This window comes from Bradyrhizobium zhengyangense, from assembly GCF_022012435.1.
In the GTDB taxonomy this organism is placed as follows: Bacteria; Pseudomonadota; Alphaproteobacteria; order Rhizobiales; family Xanthobacteraceae; genus Bradyrhizobium; species Bradyrhizobium zhengyangense.
Window position 1 is genome coordinate 59761 of the sequence record NZ_JAKLUA010000014.1, and the last position, 23196, is coordinate 82956.

26 protein-coding genes are annotated in these 23196 nt (G+C 62.6%); 10 read left to right on the forward strand and 16 right to left on the reverse strand.

Annotated features, from left to right (window positions below; translation table 11 throughout):
• Positions 1-81: 81 nt before the first annotated feature.
• From L6637_RS31330 to L6637_RS31340, 3 genes are all read right to left on the reverse strand, one after another.
• Complete coding sequence (locus tag L6637_RS31330; protein ID WP_237866870.1) at positions 82-330, reverse strand: hypothetical protein; 249 nt, start codon at positions 328-330, stop codon at positions 82-84.
• A 236-nt stretch (positions 331-566) separates the two neighbouring features.
• The gene (locus L6637_RS31335) at positions 567-827 is read right to left on the reverse strand and encodes a hypothetical protein (RefSeq protein WP_237872928.1); all 261 of its coding nucleotides are present in this window, start codon (positions 825-827) and stop codon (positions 567-569) included.
• Positions 828-1215: 388 nt separating this feature from the next.
• On the reverse strand, positions 1216-1431 hold the full coding sequence (locus L6637_RS31340) for a hypothetical protein (protein ID WP_237872929.1): 216 nt from the start codon (positions 1429-1431) through the stop codon (positions 1216-1218).
• A gap of 604 nt (positions 1432-2035) precedes the next feature.
• Here L6637_RS31340 and L6637_RS31345 point away from each other — a divergent pair.
• Positions 2036-2221, forward strand: a complete 186-nt coding sequence (locus tag L6637_RS31345) for a hypothetical protein (RefSeq protein WP_237872930.1) — start codon at positions 2036-2038, stop codon at positions 2219-2221.
• A 46-nt stretch (positions 2222-2267) separates the two neighbouring features.
• On the opposite strand, the gene L6637_RS31350 is transcribed toward L6637_RS31345, so the two are convergent.
• Positions 2268-2441, reverse strand: a complete 174-nt coding sequence (locus L6637_RS31350) for a DUF3606 domain-containing protein (protein WP_237864669.1) — start codon at positions 2439-2441, stop codon at positions 2268-2270.
• A gap of 344 nt (positions 2442-2785) precedes the next feature.
• Here L6637_RS31350 and L6637_RS31355 point away from each other — a divergent pair, with 344 nt between their 5' ends.
• Positions 2786-3517, forward strand: coding sequence for a Crp/Fnr family transcriptional regulator (locus L6637_RS31355; protein ID WP_237872931.1), 732 nt, complete (start codon positions 2786-2788; stop codon positions 3515-3517).
• Positions 3518-3553: 36 nt separating this feature from the next.
• Here the strand turns inward: L6637_RS31355 and L6637_RS31360 are convergent, their stop codons facing one another.
• Complete coding sequence (locus L6637_RS31360) at positions 3554-4216, reverse strand: phytanoyl-CoA dioxygenase family protein (RefSeq protein WP_338076878.1); 663 nt, start codon at positions 4214-4216, stop codon at positions 3554-3556.
• A gap of 256 nt (positions 4217-4472) precedes the next feature.
• Here L6637_RS31360 and L6637_RS31365 point away from each other — a divergent pair, with 256 nt between their 5' ends.
• Both L6637_RS31365 and L6637_RS31370 read left to right on the forward strand, forming a co-directional pair.
• Positions 4473-5792: an NRAMP family divalent metal transporter gene (locus L6637_RS31365; RefSeq protein ID WP_377803190.1), complete on the forward strand. Its 1320-nt coding sequence runs from the start codon at positions 4473-4475 to the stop codon at positions 5790-5792.
• Positions 5793-6293: 501 nt separating this feature from the next.
• Entirely contained in the window at positions 6294-7508 is a 1215-nt protein-coding gene (locus L6637_RS31370) for a mandelate racemase/muconate lactonizing enzyme family protein (RefSeq protein ID WP_237872934.1), read from the forward strand.
• A gap of 3 nt (positions 7509-7511) precedes the next feature.
• On the opposite strand, the gene L6637_RS31375 is transcribed toward L6637_RS31370, so the two are convergent.
• The 4 genes from L6637_RS31375 to rocF all read right to left on the reverse strand — a co-directional run bounded on the left by L6637_RS31375 (position 7512) and on the right by rocF (position 10845).
• Positions 7512-7796: a hypothetical protein gene (locus tag L6637_RS31375; RefSeq protein WP_237864673.1), complete on the reverse strand. Its 285-nt coding sequence runs from the start codon at positions 7794-7796 to the stop codon at positions 7512-7514.
• 114 nt (positions 7797-7910) lie between these two features.
• On the reverse strand, positions 7911-8453 hold the full coding sequence (locus L6637_RS31380; RefSeq protein WP_237872935.1) for a c-type cytochrome: 543 nt from the start codon (positions 8451-8453) through the stop codon (positions 7911-7913).
• Positions 8440-9708, reverse strand: a complete 1269-nt coding sequence (gene soxC, locus L6637_RS31385; protein ID WP_237872936.1) for a sulfite dehydrogenase — start codon at positions 9706-9708, stop codon at positions 8440-8442. Before soxC ends, L6637_RS31380 begins: the two co-directional genes overlap by 14 nt.
• 159 nt (positions 9709-9867) lie before the next feature.
• Positions 9868-10845, reverse strand: a complete 978-nt coding sequence (gene rocF / locus L6637_RS31390; RefSeq protein WP_237872937.1) for an arginase — start codon at positions 10843-10845, stop codon at positions 9868-9870.
• Between the two features lie 244 nt (positions 10846-11089).
• Here rocF and L6637_RS31395 point away from each other — a divergent pair, with 244 nt between their 5' ends.
• Positions 11090-11350 (forward strand): hypothetical protein, encoded by a 261-nt coding sequence (locus L6637_RS31395; protein ID WP_237864677.1) that lies wholly within the window; start codon positions 11090-11092, stop codon positions 11348-11350.
• An 8-nt stretch (positions 11351-11358) separates the two neighbouring features.
• On the opposite strand, the gene L6637_RS31400 is transcribed toward L6637_RS31395, so the two are convergent.
• Entirely contained in the window at positions 11359-14103 is a 2745-nt protein-coding gene (locus L6637_RS31400; RefSeq protein WP_237872938.1) for an EAL domain-containing protein, read from the reverse strand.
• A gap of 58 nt (positions 14104-14161) precedes the next feature.
• Positions 14162-15421 carry a FecR family protein gene (locus L6637_RS31405; protein WP_237872940.1) on the reverse strand — a complete coding sequence of 420 codons (1260 nt, stop codon included), beginning with the start codon at positions 15419-15421 and terminating at the stop codon, positions 14162-14164.
• Positions 15422-15550: 129 nt separating this feature from the next.
• On the opposite strand from L6637_RS31405, the gene L6637_RS31410 reads away from it, so the two are divergent.
• The 3 genes from L6637_RS31410 to L6637_RS31420 all read left to right on the forward strand — a co-directional run bounded on the left by L6637_RS31410 (position 15551) and on the right by L6637_RS31420 (position 18931).
• The gene (locus L6637_RS31410) at positions 15551-17347 is read left to right on the forward strand and encodes a ShlB/FhaC/HecB family hemolysin secretion/activation protein (protein WP_237864679.1); all 1797 of its coding nucleotides are present in this window, start codon (positions 15551-15553) and stop codon (positions 17345-17347) included.
• Positions 17348-17490: 143 nt separating this feature from the next.
• Positions 17491-18321, forward strand: a complete 831-nt coding sequence (locus tag L6637_RS31415) for an alpha/beta fold hydrolase (protein ID WP_237864680.1) — start codon at positions 17491-17493, stop codon at positions 18319-18321.
• Between the two features lie 289 nt (positions 18322-18610).
• Positions 18611-18931 (forward strand): c-type cytochrome, encoded by a 321-nt coding sequence (locus L6637_RS31420; RefSeq protein ID WP_237864681.1) that lies wholly within the window; start codon positions 18611-18613, stop codon positions 18929-18931.
• Between the two features lie 183 nt (positions 18932-19114).
• On the opposite strand, the gene L6637_RS31425 is transcribed toward L6637_RS31420, so the two are convergent.
• The 3 genes from L6637_RS31425 to L6637_RS31435 form a co-directional block, all read right to left on the reverse strand.
• Entirely contained in the window at positions 19115-19456 is a 342-nt protein-coding gene (locus L6637_RS31425; protein ID WP_212328811.1) for a phasin, read from the reverse strand.
• A gap of 146 nt (positions 19457-19602) precedes the next feature.
• Positions 19603-19788, reverse strand: a complete 186-nt coding sequence (locus L6637_RS31430; protein WP_128950591.1) for a hypothetical protein — start codon at positions 19786-19788, stop codon at positions 19603-19605.
• 392 nt (positions 19789-20180) lie between these two features.
• Entirely contained in the window at positions 20181-20645 is a 465-nt protein-coding gene (locus L6637_RS31435) for a hypothetical protein (protein WP_237872941.1), read from the reverse strand.
• A 193-nt stretch (positions 20646-20838) separates the two neighbouring features.
• On the opposite strand from L6637_RS31435, the gene L6637_RS31440 reads away from it, so the two are divergent.
• Positions 20839-21195, forward strand: coding sequence for a hypothetical protein (locus L6637_RS31440; RefSeq protein WP_237864683.1), 357 nt, complete (start codon positions 20839-20841; stop codon positions 21193-21195).
• 46 nt (positions 21196-21241) lie between these two features.
• Here the strand turns inward: L6637_RS31440 and L6637_RS31445 are convergent, their stop codons facing one another.
• Complete coding sequence (locus tag L6637_RS31445) at positions 21242-21805, reverse strand: hypothetical protein (RefSeq protein WP_237872942.1); 564 nt, start codon at positions 21803-21805, stop codon at positions 21242-21244.
• Positions 21806-21853: 48 nt separating this feature from the next.
• The gene (locus tag L6637_RS31450) at positions 21854-22387 is read right to left on the reverse strand and encodes a GcrA family cell cycle regulator (RefSeq protein WP_237872943.1); all 534 of its coding nucleotides are present in this window, start codon (positions 22385-22387) and stop codon (positions 21854-21856) included.
• A 163-nt stretch (positions 22388-22550) separates the two neighbouring features.
• On the opposite strand from L6637_RS31450, the gene L6637_RS31455 reads away from it, so the two are divergent.
• The gene (locus tag L6637_RS31455; RefSeq protein WP_237864686.1) at positions 22551-23159 is read left to right on the forward strand and encodes a S24 family peptidase; all 609 of its coding nucleotides are present in this window, start codon (positions 22551-22553) and stop codon (positions 23157-23159) included.
• The last annotated feature ends 37 nt before the right edge of the window (positions 23160-23196 follow it).

Genomic DNA, 23196 nt, shown 5'->3' on the forward strand with positions numbered 1-23196 from the left:
GATTGGCCGGGCCGTGATTAAGACCTCTCGTAGCAAGACAGATGCCAGCTCTTGGAAGAAACCCGGGAGGTTAACCTCCCCTCATTCCTCCGCCAGCTTCCGCTCGATATAGGCGTCCACCGTTTCCGCGAACGAGCGCTGCACGCCAACCGAGGTGACATGAAGCTCGAGCGCGTCCTGCTGCAGCACGCGCAAGCCGCGCCGGCGTGCGCTGACCGGGGCCATGGCGAGGTAATCGTCGATGGCGCCCCTCGCCAGCGGGATGCCTTTGGGATCTCCGCGGGCAATCAGCAAACGCAGAAAGCTCAGGCAATCGGCCAGACCCGGCATGGGTTCGTCTTTACCGCTGCTGCGATTTCGGCTTCGGCTTGCCAGCGGGCTGGGTATGGGTCCCGAACAGCGCCAGCAGCAACGCGATTTCTTCCTTCGAACCGACCTGGATCATGACTTGTCTCCTTCTCGCTCCGTTGGTCGGGGCAATCAGCGACGGAGTTCAGGACGATCTGGTTTCAGGATTGTTTCAGGACGGCTTCGTCGCTGGTAGAGGTCGCCGCGATGTCGAATGTTCAGCTGCCCGGCTGCCAGCCGACGATCGCACCGACGAGGCATAGCAGCGCCCCGCCGGCCGTGCCGACCATCTGCATCCAGTAGCGGATCGGCATGGTGTCGCGGTAAAACTCCTGCCGCGACCATCTCGACCAATCCCACCAGTCGTCGCTGACGAACAGGATCTTGCGCTCGACATAGCCATACCAGGCCTTGCGGACGCAGTAGATGCTGATCCCGAAGGCCGCAAGGCGATAGAGCAGATCGAGGGAGGGGTTCATGCCAACATCCGGCCAAGGGCGATCAAGGGTAACAGCGACCAAGGCAACATCTCTGCCTGTCTTGGTGTCGCCGGAGGCGATGCAGGTTCAATCGGGCTGTTGTCCCCGATCGACATCAGATGATCCCGCCCGCTCACTGGGACGGCGGGCACTTCGTTGGTGCTGCGGCGGACATGGGTCGGCAGGCAAAAGGGCCCGCCTCCGGAGTCTAAGGGAAGAACGGAGGGAACGTTGCCGCACCCAACCGCACTGAAGGCACCCGAAGGCGGGGCCGCAAAGGGCTTAAGTTTACCAACGGAGGACGACTGCAATACGTTCGCCGTTCTCCGCGCAGACGATACCAACCCTGATGGAAGAGCTCAAGATCGAACCGGACCAACAGGATATTTCAGGGTTGCAGCAGTGAAAGCAGCCTTTGACGGTCTTGATCGCGCATGCGCTGGGCTTCACGCAGCCGCTCCAGCTCCCTTTCGGCACCCGAAGTGTTCTGGCGTTCCCGTTTCAAGTCGAGAACCAGCCGCTCCTGCTCTGCAAGCTGACGCTCTCCTGCAACCACGCCGCGCTCGATACGGCTCAACTCATCGTAGATCGAGGTTCTGTCCATCGAAGTGCTCCTCGGTGCTCGATCAACCCGATCCGGATTTCACCGTTCCTTCTCCCGTTGCCAAATTTTCCCGATGCTGGCACGAGGTCGGACGACAATGGGAGAGTCTTTGGAACGCTGCTTCATGGTAATGATTGAGCAATGGAGCGAACTCTTCGGAGGAAGAAGGCGATGCGTTCGTTTTTGGCCTTGAGCGTTCTGATAAGCCTGTGCGCAATCGCGAACGCGGCAAGCGTTCATCATGGGCACCACCGACACGCGATGGTTCGTCCCCATCATCACATGGATCCGTCAGCTCGGGCTTCGGGTTTTGCCTATGCGCCGCGCCAATATCATCGGTCCGCCAACCCCTGTGACAGGCCAGAGCCATATTTCGGCGCTTGCCAGGGTTACGCGCCCGGCGAAAAGCAGCAATTTCTCGAGAGCGTGCTCAACCCCTACTAGTTGAGGCCGCAAGCGGGAGCCCGGTAGGGCCGCGTTCTCCGAGGGCGATTTGGTCTCTCAGGATCAGATCAAACTTTAATCGAATGCATTGATGCGGATTCGGCGAGATGAAATCTCTTCGCGCCAAGCTGGCACATGTCCGTTCTCGCGTGAGGGAGCCATGTACTACGTCGCTGGCCTATTGCTTGGACTGTCGGGACTGTTCTATTCGGCGGGCCACCACGAGCTCGGCTCGTTCGGTGCCGATGTGTGCAGTTACGGCGGCATGTTCTGCGACAGCCCGGGTGTCGTCTTCACGGGCGCGGCGCTCTCCGCGGCCTGGGGCATGTTCGTCAGCATCAAGTAGCGACCCACGAGGTGCCCGTCTGATGCCGGGCCCGAACGTCCGCGGGTCACACCGCGAGCTCCTTGCGAACTGCGGCCGCTGAATTCCCCACCTTGTCGACGGCCTGTTGCAGCTCCTGCCTGGAGACGCCAAGCGCGTGGCTCCAGTACTTGACCTCCCAGGCCTCGTCCATGTTAATCTTGCTGCGATCCGGCTGCTCGCGCTTCGTCAGACGGTCCATTGCGACGTCCTCCTCAGAAAAGAAGAACCCCGCCACGCCCGCCCCGTTCCGAAGCAAAGCCGCGTGAAATCTTGTACAGCACGCGCGATTCGGAAAATCGCACAGACCTCGGTCCGCCGCATGGCGCCGCGAACGACGCGCCAGCCCGACTTGATAAATGTTAAGTCGCGCAGTGGGCCGCCCCTTGCCCTTCTTAACATTTGTTGCGTTTGCCCATTTCGCTAACGCATCGTCCACAATGTTGAGAGGCGGGAGCGGCTTCATTTAACCTTTGTTGTCAACAGCAAGCCGGGGTCTATGCTTTTTGGCCCTCACGCGCTCAGTCGCGTGGGGGGCCGACTGCCGTGACAAGCGAGATGATCTGGGCGCCGCTGTTTCAGCGCCTGAAAACCACGACCGGCGCGGACGACAGGGATTTGGAATCCCTCGCAGCGTTGCCGTTCACGCTCCGCAATTTTCGCGAAAACCAGACCGTGCTGCGCGACGGCGAACAGCCGACCGAATGCTGCCTGATCGCCGACGGCTTCTGCGTCCGCTCCAAGACGGTCGTGGACGGCAGGCGCCAGATCCTCTCTATCCACATTCCCGGCGACCTGCCAAACCTACAAAACCTCCACTTCCCCTCCGTGGACCACGACCTGATCGCGCTGTCCGATTGCACGCTAGCCTTCATCGCCCACAAGGCCCTGAACGACCTCATCGGCGAGCGATCCGGCGTCGGCGACATGTTCTGGCGCGACACGCTGGTGGATGCCGCCGTGTCGCGGGAATGGATCGTCAATGTCGGCCAGCGCTCCACCTACGTCAGGCTTGCACATCTGATCGTCGAGCTGCGCGAACGGCTGCGCCTGATCGGCCGCGTGATCGACAATACCTTCGAAATCCCGCTGACGCAGGAGCAGTTCGGCGAAGCCATGGGCGTGACGAGCGTTCACACCAACCGCATCCTGCGCGAATTGCGGATCGACGGCGTGCTGGAGCTGCAGCGCGGCACGGTGCGGATTCTCAACGAGCACAAGCTGCAGGAGCTCGCGCAGTTCGACGGCCGCTATCTGCAGATGTCGCCGTCGTCCTAGGGCACACTCAAAGCAACCAAACCAAACGCGCGGGGTTCAGGGGACAAACACCTCGGAGGTATCCATGCGCACGCTACGGATCGCGCGGCAGGACTCCTGTGTCTCCCGCATGCGCTCCGGCATGAAGCTCAGTAGCAGCGAACGCCGCCGTGCGCCGGAACGATTGCGGGTCGCACCGTGCGGCAGATCGGCGTCGAACACCAGGATGTCTCCCGCCTCGCCCGACGCGATCAGGGACGCGGCTTCATCCGGCTCGCCCTCGTCGAGGTGACGCGGAACGAGGCGCGTGGCGCCGTTGTCCGGCCCGTAAGCGTCCAGGAAAACCAACGCGGCAACGGCCCTGCTGCCCACTCCGTCACGGTGGAGGGGCTGATGGCCGCCGCCCTGCAGCGGCTCACGGCCCTCGACCTGCGACAGAAAGAACGGACCTGCCAGCATCTGCGCGCCCGCCGCCAGCAGCGGCGGCAGTCGGCAGGTTCGCTGCACGATCGGATCGAGATCGACCAGCGCGTGGCGCCAGCCGGCGCCGCGGGGCACGGCCCATTGGTCGCCGGTCCCGACACCGGCATCGAAAGCGGCACGCAGCGCCTCGCGCCAGGCTTCGGGCACGGCGCCGCGAAGCAGGAGATAACCGTCGCGCGCCAGTGCCGCCGCCTGATCCGGCGCGAGCGGGGGTGACCTTGGTGGGCGCCAGGCGATGGCTCATGACGCTGCGTACAATCTCAACGTGTTTTTCGCAAGAGCGGTGCGCATCGGGCGGGAGTCACGGCGTTGTCTTGAAGCGAAGCTAGCAGAAGCTAGCGTACAGGTCCGCTGACGAGGGCGGTTGCGATGGTCCGAATCCGACCGGCGTGGCATGATCGGCGCGATGCGTCGCGCATCGTTGGCCCGCCATGGAACTTTCCGCCTATGCCCGCGCTTAGCCCTTGAATTCGCAATTTCCGGAAGGTCAGCCTTGTCGAACCGATCCAGACTTCAAGCCTCCGCGCGCGGCAGCGCCGTCGCTCCGACCAAGGAGGAGCCGACGCTCCTGAAGCGACTCGGGCCAGGCTTGATCACGGGAGCGGCCGACGACGATCCATCGGGCATCGCCACCTATTCCCAGGCCGGCGCGCAGTTCGGCTACGGGCTGCTCTGGACGGTATTCCTGACCACGCCGTTCATGATCGCCATTCAGCTGGTCAGCGCGCAGATCGGCCGGGTCACCGGCAAGGGGCTGGCAGCTAATGTCAAGGAGCTCGCTCCGCGCTGGATCGTGATGGCACTTGTGGGGCTGCTCGTTGCCGCGAACACCTTCAACATCGCCGCCGACATCGCCGCGATGGCGGAGGCGCTCTCGCTGGTCATCGGCGGGCTCAATCACGAACATGCACTGATCTTCGCAGCCGGCTCGACCTTGCTCCAGGTCTTCCTGCCCTATCGCCGCTACGCGCCAGTGCTGAAATTCCTGACATTGACGCTGTTTGCCTATGTCGCGACCGCCTTCACGGTGGAGATTCCGTGGAGCACCGCGCTGCTTGCCTCGGTGTGGCCGAAGGCGAATGTCAGCGCCGATTATTTCATGATGGTGGTCGCGGTGCTCGGCACCACCATCAGCCCCTATCTCTTTTTCTGGCAGGCCTCCCAGGAGGTCGAGGAAATGAACCTTGGCAAGCGCGACCGACCGCTCCGCGAGGAGACGCGACGCGGCGGCGATCCCGAACTCACGCGCATCAGGGTCGATACGACGCTCGGCATGCTGCTGTCGAACGGCATCGCCTTCTTCATCATTCTGACCACCGCCTCGGTGCTGAACGCCAACGGCGTCACCAACATCAACTCGGCGACGCAAGCGGCCGAAGCGCTGCGGCCGCTCGCCGGTGACTTCACCTTCGCGCTGTTCGCGCTTGGCATCATCGGGACGGGCCTGTTGGCAATCCCGGTGCTGGCCGGTTCGGCGGCTTATGGCGTGGCGGAAATCTTCGGCTGGCGCGCGACGCTGGAGGCAAGGCCGGAGAAGGCAGTCGGCTTCTACACCATCATCGCGGCCGCAACCATCATCGGCTTTGGGCTCGGCTTTACCGGGATCGACTCGATCCACATGCTGGTGTGGAGCGCCGTGCTCAACGGCATCGTCGCGGTCCCCATCATGGCAATGATGATGCTGATCGTCTCAAGCAGGGCCATCATGGGCCGCTTCGCGGCGAGACGCTGGCTGGTTGCGCTGGGCTGGCTCGGCACCGCGCTGATGGCGCTGGCCGTCCTCGCTCTGCTCGGCTCGTCCGCGATCGGCTGATCAGACCGGCGACAGCGCCGCCGAGATCTGCGAGGCGATGATGAAGGCCGCAATCACGGCCGGCACGCTGATGAACCGCAAGAACTGGTCGACTGAAAGCATCGTTGTCTCCCCAAAGACAATGCACCCTCGCTCGTGCGCGCTACTCCACCCCTTGCGCGACGTGCTGATCGGCTGTGAGCAACCGATCGGAAACGGCGGCCCCACTCATCGTGAGGAGCGCCAAAACCGAAATCATGGCTAGAAACTGCATGCGTCCTTGATCGGGTCCGATTGTGGCCAAAAAAGTCTGGGCTTGGCGCTTTTTCGGGATGATCCCAAGAAACATGATGCTCCCCCGGATTCTACGGGCTTTCTGCCGGCACGGCCAAAACTCGATACCTGGCCAAGCGATTGCAGACTTCACGGCACTCGGTCGTTAGCTTAACAATTGTGGCTGGGCCGGAGCTTGCGACCGGGTCCACAAAAACCAATAACCCCCGGCTGGGCAAAGGGAGCGACATGGCAAAATCATCAAAAGCAACAAGTCTCGAGATCCTTGCCTGCGATGCCGGCTGGAGAAACTATCACTTCGTCAAGGTGACGACGGAAGACGGCGTCGTCGGCTGGAGCGAGTTCGACGAGGGCTTTGGCTCACCCGGCGTCGGTGCTGCGATCCAGCGCCTGTCGGCGCGCGTGATCGGCCAGAACGTCTTCCAGCATGAGCGCATCCATGCCGAGTTGTTCGCCGCCACCCGACCTGCCGCCGGCGGCGTCGTGGCGCAGGCGCTCGGCGCGATCGAGAACGCGTTGCTCGATGCCAAGGCAAAGTGCCTTGGCGTGCCCTGTTACGAGCTTCTCGGCGGCAAAATCCGCGACCGCGTCAGGGTCTATTGGTCCCACTGCGCGACATGGCGGATCAATCATCCCTCCTGGTACAAGCCGCCGATCGAAAATCTCGACGGCGTCAAGGCAATGGGGCGTGAGGTGCGCGAGAAGAAATTCACCGCGCTGAAGACCAACATCTTCTCCTATGATGACGGCAAACCCACGGGTTGGCGGCCTGGCTTCGGCTCGCCGTTTGCGCCCGAGATCAATGTCGACCGCAAGATCCTGCGCGACCTGCACATGCATCTCGAAGCAATCCGCGACGGCGCGGGCCCTGATGTCGACATCTTGCTCGACTGCAATTTCAACGCCAAGACCGAAGGATATTTGAAAATCCTGCGCGAGATCGCCGACCTCGACATGTTCTGGATCGAGATCGACAGCTTCAATCCAGAGGCCCTCGGCTATATCCGCCGCCAGAGTCCGCATCCGATCTCATCTTGCGAGACCCTGCTCGGCTTGCGCGAATTCCTGCCCTATTTCCGCGAGCAGGCCATGGATGTCGCCATCATCGACACGCCATGGAACGGTGTGTGGCAGTCGATGAAGATCGCCTCAGCCGCCGAAGCGTTCGAGGTCAACGTCGCGCCGCATAATTTCTACGGCCACCTCTGCTCGATGATGAACGCGCATTTCTGCGCGGCGGTGCCGAACCTGCGCATCATGGAGATCGACATCGATCGCCTCGCCTGGGATCGCGAGCTGTTCACGCATGAACCGGACATCCAGAACGGGCACCTGATCATTCCCAACAGGCCCGGCTGGGGCACCGAGCCGAACGAGGAGGCGCTTCGCGCGCATCCGCCAAAGACGACAGGCGGGCTCCTCAGCTACGGCCGCAAGAGCTGACGTTCATGGCTGCACCGGATTGATGGTCGGGGACGTCTTGGGCCCCGGCCGTTCCGGTTCGACCGGCGATTTCGGTTCGGTCGGAAGCACCTTGGCGCCTGCCGCGCGGGCGGCTTCGCCTGTGGTCGCATACATCGCGACATGAGCCGGCTGGGTCTTGGCGCGGCTCCACGGCCCGTGGTCGACGATGAGCATCGCAGCAATCGTCACAGTGGCGACGATCATCGCGATCACGCCGGGGTGCCGAAGCGCTATTGAGATCGAGTTTGCGAAGCGACCTGTCGCCATCGAAGAATCCGCACCTTTTCCTCTCGTGGACCAACGCAAAGCTGGCCCGACGAGTTCCGCTTCCGAATAGGCAAGTTCCGAGCCAATGCGAGGGGAACTAACGGGCACCTCTGCTCAACGCTTGACGTCGGGCCGCGCGTCGCCGACGAATTTGTCGCGGTTCGGCATTTTGATCGCTGCGAGCGACTTGGCATCGAGCGTGGCATCGTCTCGCACCAATCCGTTCAGGTTCAGGATGTAGGCCGACACTGCGTACACGTCTTCATTGCTGAGCGATTGCGGCGCGTTCTGCGGCATCGCGCGGCGAATGTAGTCAAACAGCGTCGGCGCATAAGGCCAGTAACTCCCGACCGTGCGGATCGGCTTCGGTGTCCCGATCGTGCCTTGTCCGCCGACGAGTCGATCGCCGACACCACCCTCGCCCTTCTCGCCATGGCACGACGCGCATTGCTGAACAAACACCTCGCGACCATGACTGACCGAGCCGCTTCCTGCCGGCAGGTTGCTGCCATCGGGTCCGACATCGATATTCCAGCCTGCGATCTCTGCAGCGGTCGCTGGCCGACCGATGCCGTAAAGAGTTTGCGCCCTCGCGGTGCTTGCTGAAGCACAGAAGAAAATCGCGAGAGCAACGCCGCAGATCTCACGCCAGCGCATTGGTCACCTCCCCATCGGCGCCGATGCGCCAGGGCCAGATTGCATTGTTGTGGTAGAAATAATTCTCGCCGCGCACTGCGAGCAGCTCGGCGAGCGTCGGCTGTACATAGCCGGTCTCGTCAATCGCACGGCTCTGGATCACCGCAGGCTTGCCATCCCATTGCCAGGGCAAGCGGAAGCGCGTGAGCGCGCGCGTCAACACCGGCTTCTGCAATCGCGCATCCTGCCAGCTCTTGCCATCATCGACCGACACCTCGACTCTCTTGATCTTTCCGTGGCCGCTCCAGGCGATGCCGGTGATTTCGTGGAAGCCGGGTGCGTTGAGGCGCTGACCACCGGAGGGACGGGTGATGGTCGACTTCGCCTCCATGTAGAAAGAGAACTCGCGTGCCGTGCCATCAGGCAAAAGATCGGTGTATTTCGAAGTCTCTTCGCGCGAGTACGCGGGCTCCGCCGTCACGTGCAGACGCCGCAACCATTTCACATTCATATTGCCTTCGAAGCCCGGCAACAGCAGCCGCAACGGATAACCCTGCTGCGGGCGCAGCCGCTCGCCGTTCTGGCTATAGGCGAGCATGGCATCCTCAAGGCATTTCTCGATGGGAATGCTGCGGGTCAGCGCGGCCGCGTCGGCGCCTTCGGCAATGATCCATTTGGCCTCCGGCTTCAGCCCGGCCTCCTGAAGCACCAGCTTCAGGCTCACGCCCGTCCATTCCCCACAGCTTAACAGACCCACCAGGTCCGATGCCGTCTTGCCGTAAGGCTTGGTGTATCCGGGATTTCCGGAGCACTCGAGAAAGTGGATGCGCGATTCCGAAGGAAAACGCCGCAGATCGTCCATCGTGAAGATCAGAGGGCGCTCGACGAGGCCGTGAAGCATCAAGCGGTGCTGCGCCGGATCGATGGTCGGCACACCGCCGTGGTGACGCTCGTAGAACAGCCCGTTCGGCGTGATGGTGCCGTCAAGTTCCTGCAACGGCGTACGGCCGGACGCGGAGATGTACTGTTTGAGGTTCTTCGAGATGTTCTTGACGACGCCCTTCTCGAACGGCGACGGCGCACCATAGGGCTGGCTTCCCATGGGATCGCCGGGGGCCTTCATCCAATCGGGGACGTTGGGCGGAAGGTTTTCCGTCTCCGCTGCAGCCGACGCACCGGTTCCCAGGACAACGCCTGCCACGACACCGCTACTTTGCAGGAAGCGGCGGCGTGTGGTCCTATTGGGTTTGTCGCTTGTGTCGATCTTGTTGCTCATGGCGGACCCTCGGCTGAAGCTGAGCCCGCATAAGACCTTCCGCGAAGCGCATTTGCAATTCGCGCACGTTTCAAAAGCAGGCGATTTCGATCAGGGCTGATCTAATCCGCCGACCGTGGCGGCAGTTCCGTTCTTTGCAATGCACAAGCGGACCGTAGGTCACTCACCCGGCGCGATCGCATTGCTGGGCGTCGGCCGATCGGTGATCTGTTGGCCGAACAGGCTGCCGATCAGTTCGACCGCGGTGCGCGCGGTGCGCCCGCGCTCATCCAGGAACGGGTTGAGCTCGACGATGTCGACCGATCCCACCACCCCGGAATCATGCAGCAGCTCCATGATCAGATGGGCTTCGCGATAGGTCGCACCTCCCGGCACCGTGGTCCCCACGCCCGGCGCCACGCAGGGATCGAGAAAATCGACATCGAAGCTGACATGCAGCACGCCGTTATTCGCCTTGACGCGCTCGATTAAGCGTCGGATCAGCACCGCCACGCCAAACTCGTCGATCTGGCGCATGTCGACGACCCTGATCCGGCGCGCGCGCATCAGCTCCTTTTCGAGCTTGTCGATGGAACGCGCGCCGAACAGATCGAGCCTGTCAGGATCAATCGAGGCGCGAGGATCATCGCCCAGGAGGCCGTCGAGGCCCGCCTCGCCGCACAGGAAGGCGGCCGACATGCCGTGCATGTTGGCCGTAATCGTCGTCTCCGGCGTGTTGTAGTCGGCATGCGCGTCGAGCCAAAGCACGAACAGCTCGCGCCCGTGCTCCCGCCAATGGCGCGCCATGGCGTTGACCGATCCCATCGACAAGGTGTGATCACCTCCCAGGAAGATCGGCAACGCACCGGTTTGCGCGATTTCATAGCCGCGACGACTGAGGATACGCGTCCAGCGCTGGATTTCACGGTAATGATTGGCGTTTGCCGGCGGCCTGTCGACGAGATCCCTGATCTCGGCCACCGAGAGATCGCCGTAATCGACGACTTCGAAATCCAGGCTTTCAAGCAGTGTTGCAAGACCAGCGGTCCGCAGCGCCGCGGGGCTCATCAAGGTGCCGCGCTGCGAGGCGCCCATGTCGATGGGCGCGCCCAGCAACGCGATGCGCCGGGCTCGATCCGTGATGGCTCGATCGGTCACGGCAATCTCCTGAGGTCAGCAAGGCTGCACCAGCGTAACAGAGATTCGCACCCGTCGTTTCACGGGGGAGCCGGAACAAATTCCCGCGCGCGGCATTTTCACTGCAAGGCCGGTACCCGCCGTTCAAAACGGCGCCTGTCGCGGATAGCCAAAGGCCCTCGGGCCCGCTGTTCAAAACGAGCGCACGCGCGGATAGCCAAAGGTGCCGGCCTCAGTTCTTCCGTCAGGTCTGGAGGTCGCGAGCTTGAGCACGGACATACCGCAGCCCAATCCCCAGCCCGGCATGGCCGAGCGCGCCATCGATGCAGCCGCCGACATATCTCATACCATCGGCGAGGTCGCTGGAGGCTTGCGTACCGCCGTCGATCGCCTCACTTACGCAATCGACGAAGCGCGAAAGCCGGGCCGGCCGCTCTCGACAGTGGCGGCGATCACGCGCGAGGCCCCCCTCGCCAGCCTGTTCGTCGCGTTCCTCTTTGGCGTGGCGATCGCGCGCCGGCGCTGACGATCAGTTCAGGCGGCGCTGACGGCTTCGAGCTCGGCCGCCAAGAATGTCTTTTCAAACGCGTCGGCAGGCATCGGGCGACCGAAGAAATAGCCCTGCCCTTCTTCGCATCCCATGCTGACCAGGAAGTCGGCGGTGGCGCGGTTCTCGATTCCTTCGGCAACAACCGTCAGGCCGAGCTGCTTGCTGAGGCCGATGGTCGAGCCGACGATGGCGGCATCGTCGGAATCGGCGAGCAGATCGGTCACAAACGAGCGGTCGATCTTGAGCCCGTCGAGTGGAAATTTCTTCAAATAGCTCAGGCTGGCATAGCCCGTCCCGAAATCGTCGAACAGAATGCGCACGCCGAGTTGCTGGATGCGCTTGAATATGTCGAGCACCCGGACCTCGTCGTGCAGCAGGATGTCCTCGGTGACCTCTATCTCGAGCAGCGAAGGAGTAAGTCCTGTCGTCCTCAGCAGCCCCGCAACGGAATGCGCGAGATCGCCGGAGTGGAGCTGCGATGGCGAGAGGTTGATTGCGACGCGGACCGCATTGCCCGACAATTCCCACGCACGCGCCTGCCGGCCGGCGGTCTCCATCACCCAGCTCGCGATCCGCTCGGACAGCGCCGAGGTGTTGACCACCGGCATGAACTCTCCGGGCGAGACGTAGCCGCGCACCGGGTGGCGCCAGCGGATCAGCGCTTCGGCTCCGACCAGGCTGCCGTCGATCAGTCGGACCTGGGGCTGATAGAACAGCTCGAACTCACCGCGGTCCGCGGCAAGCGCCAGCTCGCTCTCCAGCGTCAGCCGGCTTTCCAGCTCCTGCCGGATCGCACTTTCGAAGATCACGTGACCTCCGCGCCGCGTCAGCTTCGCCTTGGTGAGCGCAAGATGGCCGTTGCCGAGGAGATCGTCCGCGTTCTGTCCACCGTCGGGGTAGACGGCGACACCCATGCTGATCCTAACGCGGTGCTGGCGCGCACCCGTTGCGAGCGGCGCATCGAACGCGCGCCCAATCCGCTCGGCGAACCCGGCAACAGGCTCGCCGATACCGGCGCAATCCAGCGCAATCGCAAACTCGTCACCGCTGAGCCTGGCGACAAGCGCCTTGCCGTGGACTTCGGTTCGCAGGCGCTCGGCCACTGCCCGCAGCACGAGGTCGCCGGCTGTGTGTCCGAGCATGTCGTTGATCTGCTGGAAGCCGTCGAGCCCGAGCACGAGCAATGCGACCTCGGAGGATCGCCGCTCCGCAGCGGCAATCAGACCGACGAGACCGGCGTGCAGCGTGTTGCGGTTGGCAAGTGCGGTCAGCGCATCGTATTCGGCGAGATATCTGACACGTTCGGCCTCGCGCTTACGCACCGAGATGTCACGCAAGATCGCGCCATACTGGAAGCCGTCCGTTCCCTGCCAACCCGAAAAACTCGCCTCGACCGGGAAGCTTTCGCCGTTCTTGCGTCGTCCTTCGAACTCGACGACCACGGCGCCGCCGGGAACCAGCAGCGCCTGCCGCGCGGCGTCTCGGATGGCGAAGGCCTTCGCGCCGGCTTCCGCCGGAAGCGCGCAAAGCGTTTCGAACGGGTGACCGATGATCTCGGTCGGCATATAGCCGAAGATTGCGCTTGCACCGGGATTCCAGACCGTGATCCGGTGATGCTCATCGGTGCAGACCAGACCGTCACCGAGCGACATCGCGATACGATGAAACCGGCTTTCGGCGATGCGTCCCAGAAGGCTGCGGAAGTCGATCTCATCCAGCGCGATGGCTGCCAGATAGGCGATGACCGCGATGTGGAAGAGCGAGGTGTCGATGATGAGCGGCCAACGCTGCTGCACCAGGACCGCAGTCAGTTCGATACCGGCTCCGGCTGCAACCAGGATGACGACGCGGGCACCCGGCGCAACACGGCGCCACGAATACATCATCAGCAGACAGATCACGGCAAGGCCGACAACCATGCCGACATCGGACGTCCAGCGCAGCATACGGTTCTGAAGGACCGATTCTGCCGCCAGCGCCTGCAGCACGGGCCCCGCGACGATGCGGCCATTCGGGACACTGAAGCGGTCGCCCAGTTCGAGCGCCGTGGCGCCGACGATGACCTTCTTGTCCCTGAGCTTGTCGAGTGCTGCGGCGTCACCCCGCAGCACGTCGATATAAGAAACAACCGGAATAGATCCTGCCCGAATGCTGAAGTCGATCAGGAAAGGCGGACGCCGATCGACGTTCTGCCCGGCCAAGACGACCGCCATCGACGGTATCTGCGCATCGCCGAGCTTCTCCCCGACCGGATAGCGGCGAACCAGCCCATCGGATTCAACCGCGACGTTGACGACGGCCGGCCATGACTGATTGCTGAACGGCTTGAGGGGACGATTGATGTGAGCCGCGCCGCCATTTGGCGTGGGCTGCTTGAAGGACGGCAGGATCGTCGAGCCGCCGACCGTCCGAAGCGCGGTGAGGAAAGCCTCGTCGGAGGCTGGATCCGATGGCGTGCTGAAATCGATGTCGAAAGCTATATCCTGCGCGCCGGCGGCCTCGAGCCTGTGCAGGATGTCGGCGTGCAGGGTGCGCGGCCACGGCCATACGCCGATCTGATCGATGGAGGGAGCATCGATCGCCACCACGACGACGCTGCCGGTGGCGGAACGCGACTGCCAGGCAAAGCGCAGATCGGTGAGCGCGTTACGCAGCGCGCCGTGCCATCCCGTGGACAGCACGACCGCCAGCGCGATCACGACAAGAATATGCGGCCGATAGCGTTTCACCCGAACCTCCCGCGCACCCGCTCAGACAGGTGCGCCCCCATTCCGCTAGAATATCGCCCTATTTTTTGTGGCCATTCGCGTTGCCGTTTCCATTCCCATTCCCATTCCCATTACCATTGCCGTTGCTGCCGTTACCGCCGCCGTTTCCGTTGCCGTTACCGTTGTTGCCCTTACCGTTGCCGGTGGCAGCACTGTTGCTGGCGGCATTGTCACCGTTGCCTTTGCCAGGATTGCTGTTGCCGTTGCTGCCCGACGCCGCATCGTTGGTCGACCCGGCACTCGTCGCAACATTGGTTGTTGCACCTGACGACGTCGACGAGGCGCTGGCCGCGGATCCACTGCCGCTGACGGTGACCGCCGTGACGCTCGTACTATTGCCGTTCGTGGTCGTCGTGCTCGACTTGCCATCGCTCCACACGGTGTCCGTGCTGGCCTTCGCATTGCGCACCTGTCCTGGTGCGACGGCGCTATGGGCGAGCCCGTGCGTAACCTTGTCGAAGTTCAGCTTGACCTCGCCGAGCGAGCTCGAGATGTGCACGACGCCGGCCCTGGGCGCGTGAGCTCCACTTGCCTGATGCGAACGGGTCGGCGCGCCGGCGACCTTGGCCCCCTTCTCGATCGTGCCGAGCGCATGGATGGCATGGCCATTGGCCGCATTGCGGGGCGCGGACAAGCCCGACTTCGGCACGGGGACGCGCTCGATCGTCGATGCGCGCGGCTTGCCTTGCTCGATCGGATTGAGCGTACCAGGCCCGTCAAGCTTGAGACCGGACTTGCCGTGTTCGAAGGCGGTGGCCACCTGGCCGGGCATCACCTGGGCGATCTGGCCGGTCTTGAAATCGGACACTTCAACCTGCCCACGGAGCACGCCGACCTTGGTGCTGCCGGCGCCCACCGTGACGCTGAAATGCGTTCCCTTGACCACGGCGGCGAGATACGGCGTCTCGACCTCGAAATGCTTGACGTTGCGCTTCTCGACCTCGAGCAGGATCGAGCCCGCCTGCTGGATGATGGTGGTCGAAAGACCGTCCTTCTTCTCGGCCGGCACGCCGACCACCGAGTTGGGGGAGATCAGAATCGTCTCTTCGCCGCGGACGAGCAGGACGCGCCCGTTCCGGCCGGTGCGGATGGTATCGCCCGGCTTGAGTGTCTCTTCCTGGTTCAGCGAGACCTGATGCGCGCCGTTCGTCGCAAGCCAGACCTCACCCGATGACTTGCTGACCGACCAGACGCCGTCATCAGCAGCGGACGCACCGGACACCGTTGCCAGGACCAGCGCTGCCAGGATGGCGCACCGCATTCCAATTCGGATGAGCATGATGACCCTCAGCCTCAGTTGCTGCGAGCCTTCTGCGTATCCGAGATCACTCAAGATTAGCTTAGCGGGAACCCCGGAGTCGGGCGGCCGCGTTAACGGATCATTGACCATAAAAAACTATGAAAAATCATGCGGCTACTGAATCCTTACCGGAACCAGGGGACATCTCCGTCGAACTACGGAGAGCGATCCGTGCGTGGCGCCGCCGGGCGGTATCTTGCTGCCGCATTGGTATTATTAGGGCCGACATTTACGGGCATTCCCCAAGCATTCGCGCAGCAGGCGAACCAACCGGGGTTTAATCCGCTTCAGCCGGAGAAATACTTTGAAAACCAAACCAAGCAGGAATCCCTCGGCCGCCCGCCTGTGAAGCTGCCTTCGGTCGGCCAGCCCAATACTGGCGGGGATAGCAAGCCTCAATTCGTGCTGCGCGACGTCAACGTCACCGGCGCCCGCGCCATTCCCCACGATCGCATCGCCGCAGTCTACCAGTCCTATCTCGGCAAGCAGGTCTCACAGGCCGACCTCGCGACGATCGCCGGCGCGATCAGCGATCTCTACCGGGCCCAGGGTTACCATCTGAGCCGGGCGATCGTGCCAGCGCAGGACATCGCCGACGGGCGCGTCCGGATCCAGGTGATCGAAGGCTCGATCGTCGAGGCCGAGCTGAAGGGTGATGGTGCCGAACAGTTCGGCGTGAGGCCGATGCTTGGACCGATCCTGGCCGAGCAACCATCGCGCCTGGCAACGCTCGAACGCCAACTCTACCTCGTCAACGGCTGGCCGGGCGTGCGCATCGCCGACACCGCGCTGGAAGAGATCGGCGGCGCGACCGGCCGCTTCCGCATCACCGTCTATCTGAAGACCTGGCATGTCTTCACCTCGTTCGGCTTGGATAATCTTGGCTCGTCGTCGGTCGGTCCGTGGCAGACCTACGCGACAGGCGCGTTCAACTCCTACCTCACGCCCGGTGACACGCTCGCCGTCAACCTGTCGACGATTGCCAACGACCCGCGCGAACTCGGCTTCTCGCGGCTGTCCTATGACGCCCCGGTCGGCGTCGACGGCGTTCGGCTCGGTGGATCGGTGCTGTATAGCGCAGTCAGGCCTGGGGATGCGCGGCGCCTTGCCAGCGACATCACCACGACCGAGGCGTTCGAGCTGCGTGCCAGCATCATCCCGCTCCAATCCCAATCGTCCACGCTGACCCTGACTGCGGCGACGACGTTCAGCAATGTGTCGGAGCACGATCTCTACGGCCCCTGGTACAACGACCACATCAGAACCGCGAGCCTCACGGCCGACTACCGGCTGCAAGATGGCTTCGGCGGCACCAACTACGCGACGATGACGTTTCGCCAGGGCCTCGATGTCTTCGGGGCATCGCATGTCAACGACGATCTGTTGTCGCGCGACGGTGCGTCCTCGAATTTCTCGGTGCTGAACTTCTGGTTCACGCGCTACCAGACGCTCAACGACGCATGGTCGCTCAAGCTATCTGCGGCGAGCCAGACGGCGTCACGGCCGCTGTTCACCTCGCAGCAATTCTATCTCGGCGGCGCAGCCTTCGGCCGCGGCTACGGCGCGGCCGAGATCAGCGGCGACAACGGTCTTGCCGGCTCGCTCGAGCTGCGCTTCGACCAGAAGCTCAATTTCCCGTACTGGAGCGGCTACCAGCTCTACGCGTTTGGTGACGCCGGCGCCGTCTGGAACGACGGCTACCGGCTGAGCGACGGCCTGTCGCTGACATCGGCGGGTGCAGGCGTACGCTTCTTCCTGCCTCAGGATCTCCAGGCCGATTTCGGCGTGGCGGTGCCCTTGAGCTACCGCGCGCCGGACAATGAGCGGCGCAGCCCGCGCTTCCTGTTCACCCTGTCAAGTGCGTTCCGGCTCTGCCCCGAACGCGGCCGAAACGGCTGCCTTTAGCCGCGCGGCCCTTGCCTTGACGCGGCCCTTTTGCGGCTGTCCTCACAGACTTGCCTAAATTTAATCCCGCAATCTGGTCACGATCGCTCGATCCGGGCGTTTTCAATAGCCATGTTCAGTCAAAAGTGATTGAGACGGAACCCATGAAAAGGGTGTTTGCAATTCTGGCTTTTCTCTGCGTCCTCGCGGTGGGTCAGTACATTATCGTCAGTAAATTCGCGATCCGCCACGAGATGCTGTCCTTGTTTGACGCCTCGCGTCAGCGGCCGATCTCGGTCGAGATCGCGGTACGGCGCGACTACGAGACCAAGGCCAATCTCGGTCTTTGGAAGCTTCCGGTTGCCATCATCAGCAATGGCAACACGGTCAAGGCCACCGAATATTCCTTCCTTGCCAACGTCCTTGCGGCGCGCGGCTATCTCGTCGCCAGCATCCAGCAGGACCTGCCGAGCGATCCGCCCCTGATGACCCGTGTCGGCCAGAAATATGTCGGCCGACGCGAGGTCTATATGCGCTGCGAGGCCAACATCCTCTTCGTGCTGAACACGTTGAAGGCGCGGCAGGAGAATGCCGACTACGACCACATCACGCTCGTCGGTCATTCCAACGGCGGCGACGTCTCCATGTATGTCGCGCAGCAGCATCCCGAACTGGTGTCGAAGGTGATTACGCTCGACAATCTCAGGGTGCCGTTCGTCCTCAACGACCATATGAAGATTCTGTCGTTCCGCTCCAAGGATCCGCATTTCCTGACCGACCCCGGCGTGCTGCCGACGCCGGAAGAGGCCAAGGCGCGCGGCATCGACATCATCCATACCGGTGCGCAACACACCGAGATGAGCGATCGTGGGCCCGACTCGGTCAAGGAGAAGATCCAGGCGACACTTGACCGCTTCCTGCGGGACAGCGCCAGCAGCGCGCTCGCGCCGGCCGATACCACCACCCCGATGATCATGAATCCCGGCGACTATTAGCCGGGACCCTTTGCGGCAGATCAACGCAGCTCCATGCCGGCCGGGATAAATGGCCATACAGCACCGGAGAGGCACGTGTTACACTATACCGAAAGGCTTGATGCGACGAGGCTTGACATGGAGAGCCTTGGCCTTCCCCCGGCGAGGGTGCCTGCACCCATGCGCCATTTCTATCGCTCGGCCCGCAAGCTGCTCCGCGCGATCATCGCACGTATCGACCTCTCGCAATTTCCGGGATCATGCTGCGGCTGACTAGACGGTCCGCAAGCGAATGTAGGCAGGTGATGAGATGCGCGCAGCTGCGAGACGAATTTGGCTTCTGCTAGCGACAGTCGCGGGTTTGGGTATATCGCCCGTTCTGGCGGCCGATGCCAATCATGGCGCCGATCTGGCCCGGCGCTGGTGCGCAAGCTGCCATCTCGTGACGAGCAGCCAGGCTCAGGCCAACGCCGATGTGCCATCCTTCGCATCGGTTGCGCGGAAGCCTGATTTCAGCGCAGAGAAGCTCGCGTTCTTCCTGCTTGACCCGCATCCGAAGATGCCGAACTTTCCGTTGAGTCGCACTGAAGCCGCCGACATCGCGGCCTATATCGGATCGCTGCGCCATTAGCTGGCTGGTCGCTCCAAACCCTCAACAAACGCAAATCCCTGCCGGATGAACCGACAGGGATCAGCAGAAACCACGATGGGCCACCGGATGAGGTTCATCCGGTGGCCCATCATGGACCTGCATGGGAATTGAAATGCGCATCACATCGCTGCGCGAGATCAATTTATGAGCAGTCAATCCAGATCAGGACTTGCCCTTGCCCGGCTGCATGAAGTTGCCGGTCATCTGGCGCATGTGATCGCCGGCGTTCGTGAACTGGCTCCGCAGGAACTCGGACTGGATTCTCATCGCCTCCTGAACGTCGGTCGCGTGAACCAGCTTGCGGGCATGCTCGAATGCCGCCTTCATGTTCTGCTCGGTGAAGGCGAGCGCCTGCTTGGACACGTCCGCGCCTGCGCCAGGAACGGACGACATCGATTTGGTGGCGGCATCGAAAAACATGCCGAATGCCTTCTCCGCCTGGTCGATTGTCTTCTCCGCCAGGTCGCGCAGTTCAGCTGGAACTTCGAGCTTCGGTTCGATCATGGTCGTACTCCTCCCTCTTTTTCCTGACTGATTATCACATTTGTCGCACCGCCTTCCAGCGGCCATGCTTCGGCCGGGACCGCCATCTGGCGGTCTGTCGCCGGCCGGGAGGGCGGCCAGAGCGTATTGCCGGCGCTCGGCCAAGCTTAGGACAAGGGATGGTCGGGGAGTGTTTCGTCGGTGACGAGATCTTCGACAAGCTTGATGACTTCAAAGCGCTGGCGGGGGGCGAGCTTGAGAAAGGCGCGCAGCAGGCGGAGGCTCTCGACAGTGCCGGTCGCGGGTGCACCGAGTTTTAGATGCAGTTCAGCCGCGAAATTGAGGTTCTTCATCTCGCACCTATGACAGGATCGGCCCTTCGGGTCGAGCGTCGGGAAGCCCGATCGAGGACCGGTTGTCGTCACCGAACGCCACGGCGACGACGAACTCTAGGTCGGAGCACCCCAGCAACCTGGCGCGCTGAGCTGCAAATCTGAACAGACGCGGCCCGACCCGAGAAGTTGCAATTATGTCAAGGAACAACCCGTCCGGCAAGCCAAACCGTGACACTTAGCGATGCTTCGTCAGCATTCGTGCCACGGCAATTCCGGATAACAGGAATACGCGCCGCCGTCACCCACCTGCGTCAAGAAGCAGCATCAGTCACCACAAGGCCCCGATCGCTGTCAATTCGACCAACGTTTCGCGATGTTTCTGACATGCTCGGAAACTGGCAAAACGCGGATTAGCGCTTCTTCAGCGTATACACGTAATCGTTGAGCCCGATCTCGGCGGTTGTATCGTCCACGAAATGAACGTCGATCTCGCAGCCCGTCTCCAGAGTCCTGATACGGGACCCGGCGAAGCCGAGCGAAGCGGCAAGCGCCTTCGGATCGACTTTCTTGTCGGCGCTGCGCATCTCGTCGAATGCGCCCTGGAAAAGCATGTCAGGACCATAATCCGTCAACTTGTAGTGCGGTTTGGTACAGGCAAATGGACGCGGACCGGAGATTTCCCCGGTCTTGAGAGCCACTGTCTTACCCATCAGCCGCGCGCGCTCGGCATCGTCAGGCTTGCGGTGCGGATCGGCCCAAGGCGCAACCACGGCCGTCGTGAAGGTCCAGTTTCCGACAAAAAACGGATCGGCGGCCACGGCGGAGCCTACCGTGCCAAGCGATGCGAACAGACAAGCAATACGGGCGAATTTCATGCGGCAAGTCCCCCTTCACGGCTTGGACTCGTCGCCCTGCATTACGGTTCATCATGATCCGATATTTCTCGCTCCGTGAACCGTCGTTCAAGATCGTGCGACCAAGCGGTTGCGGAACGGCCACGCAGATTAAGGGCGCCATGGCTGACGAACGATTTTGATTCGGGCGCACTCAGGACCAAAGGACGACGGCATGCTTTCTCGCTGCGATCTCGTCAAGGGCGCCGCGGTTGCGCTTCTTACACTCTCGATTCAAGGCGCGTGGGCGCAGGAGACCAAAATGAACCTGTTCAAGATCGTCACCGTCAAGGACGAGATCATCATCGGGCTGTCGCCCGACGAGTTGCAGGCGCTCGGTGGCAGTGACGCAAGCGCGGTCGCGCACGCTCTGGCGCAGAAGGGCGATCTCACCGTCTGGCAGTACAACGTGCATCGCGGACAGAACGGTGAAATGCAGCAGGCGCCCACGGCAAAAATCGGACTTCTGGCCAACGCCTCGCTCCGCGTCGAGCCCTACACCACGCCCTACCAGATCATGCCGCATCCGTGACACGAGATCGCGGATGGGCCGGCGACAAAGGCCGCCGGCCCATCCTTCAGCGGTGCCGCGCTGACACATCTGTCGCAAAGCCGTAGACCAGGGCCAGCCGGTCGAGGCATTCGCGAAAACGCCGGGCGAAATAGTCGTTCCAACGCTGGGTGCGGACGGCACGTCGCTGCCCGATCTGGTCCATGGTCAGGCCGAGCACCAGCACGTCATGCACCAGCGCGGCGCCATCGGTGCCAAGCTCGCGTTCGACCCGGTTCAGCCGCAGCACAGCCTGGCGCTGACGCTCCGTCAGCGGCTCGCGAGAGCGCGTGCCGTCGACATATTTGCGGGTCGGATCCATGGCCTGCGGGCCCCGTTCTGCCCTCTCCCAGTCGTTCTGGTAGGCGCGCCCCCCTCGATATTGTGCCTCATCGATCTGGCGATGCGAGTGGAGCCGGCCGAGCGGATCATTGCGGATTGATCGCATGGCCATGATCTTCTCATCGGAATCAAGCGCGAGGGGATTATCGACCTCTGCCTCCGTGACCTCGGCATTGAACGGCAAGACGCGCGAGCGCCGGTCGTGGAGTTCGGTCAATCTGTAGGACTTGTTACGTCTGGCACGAGCCACTCGGAAACTCCTTGCGAATTGACATGAAAAGGGACAGTCACGCGCGAGTCAGGCGGCGGAGACGAGCCTCAGCACGACGGCGGCAGCCGTACGGGCCGCACCGGGACCGCGAGTAAGGCGCGCATGCGGCGCGCAATAGCTTGAGCCGGGTTGACGTGGGTGGCCGCAGAAGCCGATCTCCTCCCCATCCTTGTCGCCGCCATACGGGTAGCGGCAATCGGCTCGTTCAAGCTCGTCCAGCGTGACCAGGCGCGGCCGCACGCCGACGCAGCGCAGTTTGACCGGAGTGGCCGGCTTCAGGGCCGATGGCGGCGGCAGGTTCAGGCCCGGTGGCGTGACACGAGGCGGTGTGAGCGGAGCAGACCCGCCCGGCAAGGACGGCACGATCGACGGACTTATAATTCGTTCGGGCGTGCTGAGCCCGAGCCCGAGCCGCTTGGCGCGACCGATCACTGCGTTGCGCGTGTAAGCCGTTCCAAACCTTGCGTTAATCTGTCTTCCGATCTCCGCATATGACAGTCCTTTGAAGAAATAGTCGCGAAGCGCGTCGGAATGCTCCGACGACCAATGGCCCGGTTCCATGCTGCTATCCTGTGATGCACTTCCGACCTCATGATCCGGAAGCGAAACACACTTTCCGTTATTCCGAAGGCCAAGTCAAGCCGCAATTCTGATATTCATAATTGCATGAATTCCGAATTTAGGACTACAAGGGGCAGAGCCATGGGCAATCGAGGGAATCACCATGTTGGACGTTGCGATGATCGAGCGGGGCCTGGAAAAGACGGGCAAGAGCAAGGGCGGCCTGGCCGCGGCGATGGGCGTCCGCCCAGGTGCGGTGTCGGAAATCCTCGGCGGCGAACGCCTGGTGAAAGCTTCGGAAATCATTCCGATCATGCAATATCTTGAGCTGAACCTCGCGCCGATCATGGGCCGCGTCGGTGCCGGCGCCGTGATCGAGCCCGACGTCGAGCAGGTCCCGCCGGAGGGGCTGGGCGACATCGCGCTGCCCTTCCCGATCATGGAAGAGACCGTCGCGTTCGAGATCGTCGGCGATTCGATGCTGCCCAAGTATGAAAGCGGCGACGTGATCGTGGTCTACAAGGACCAGCGTCATCCGCTGTCGAGCTTCTATGGCGAAGAGGCCGTGGTCCGGCTCAAGACCGGCGAGCGTTATCTGAAGACCATCGAACGGGGCAAATCTCCCTCCCTCGTCAACCTCGTCAGCTTCAACGCCAAGCCGATCGTCGGCGTCAAGCTCGACTGGGTCGGAGAAATCTGCCTCTCGATGCCCAAAGGCCAGCTCGAGCGGCTGCGCGCCAAGTCGGCCCGCCCGCGCAAGAAGAGCCGGTAAGCGGTCGATTTCCGATTTGCGGAAATAGATCTTGACT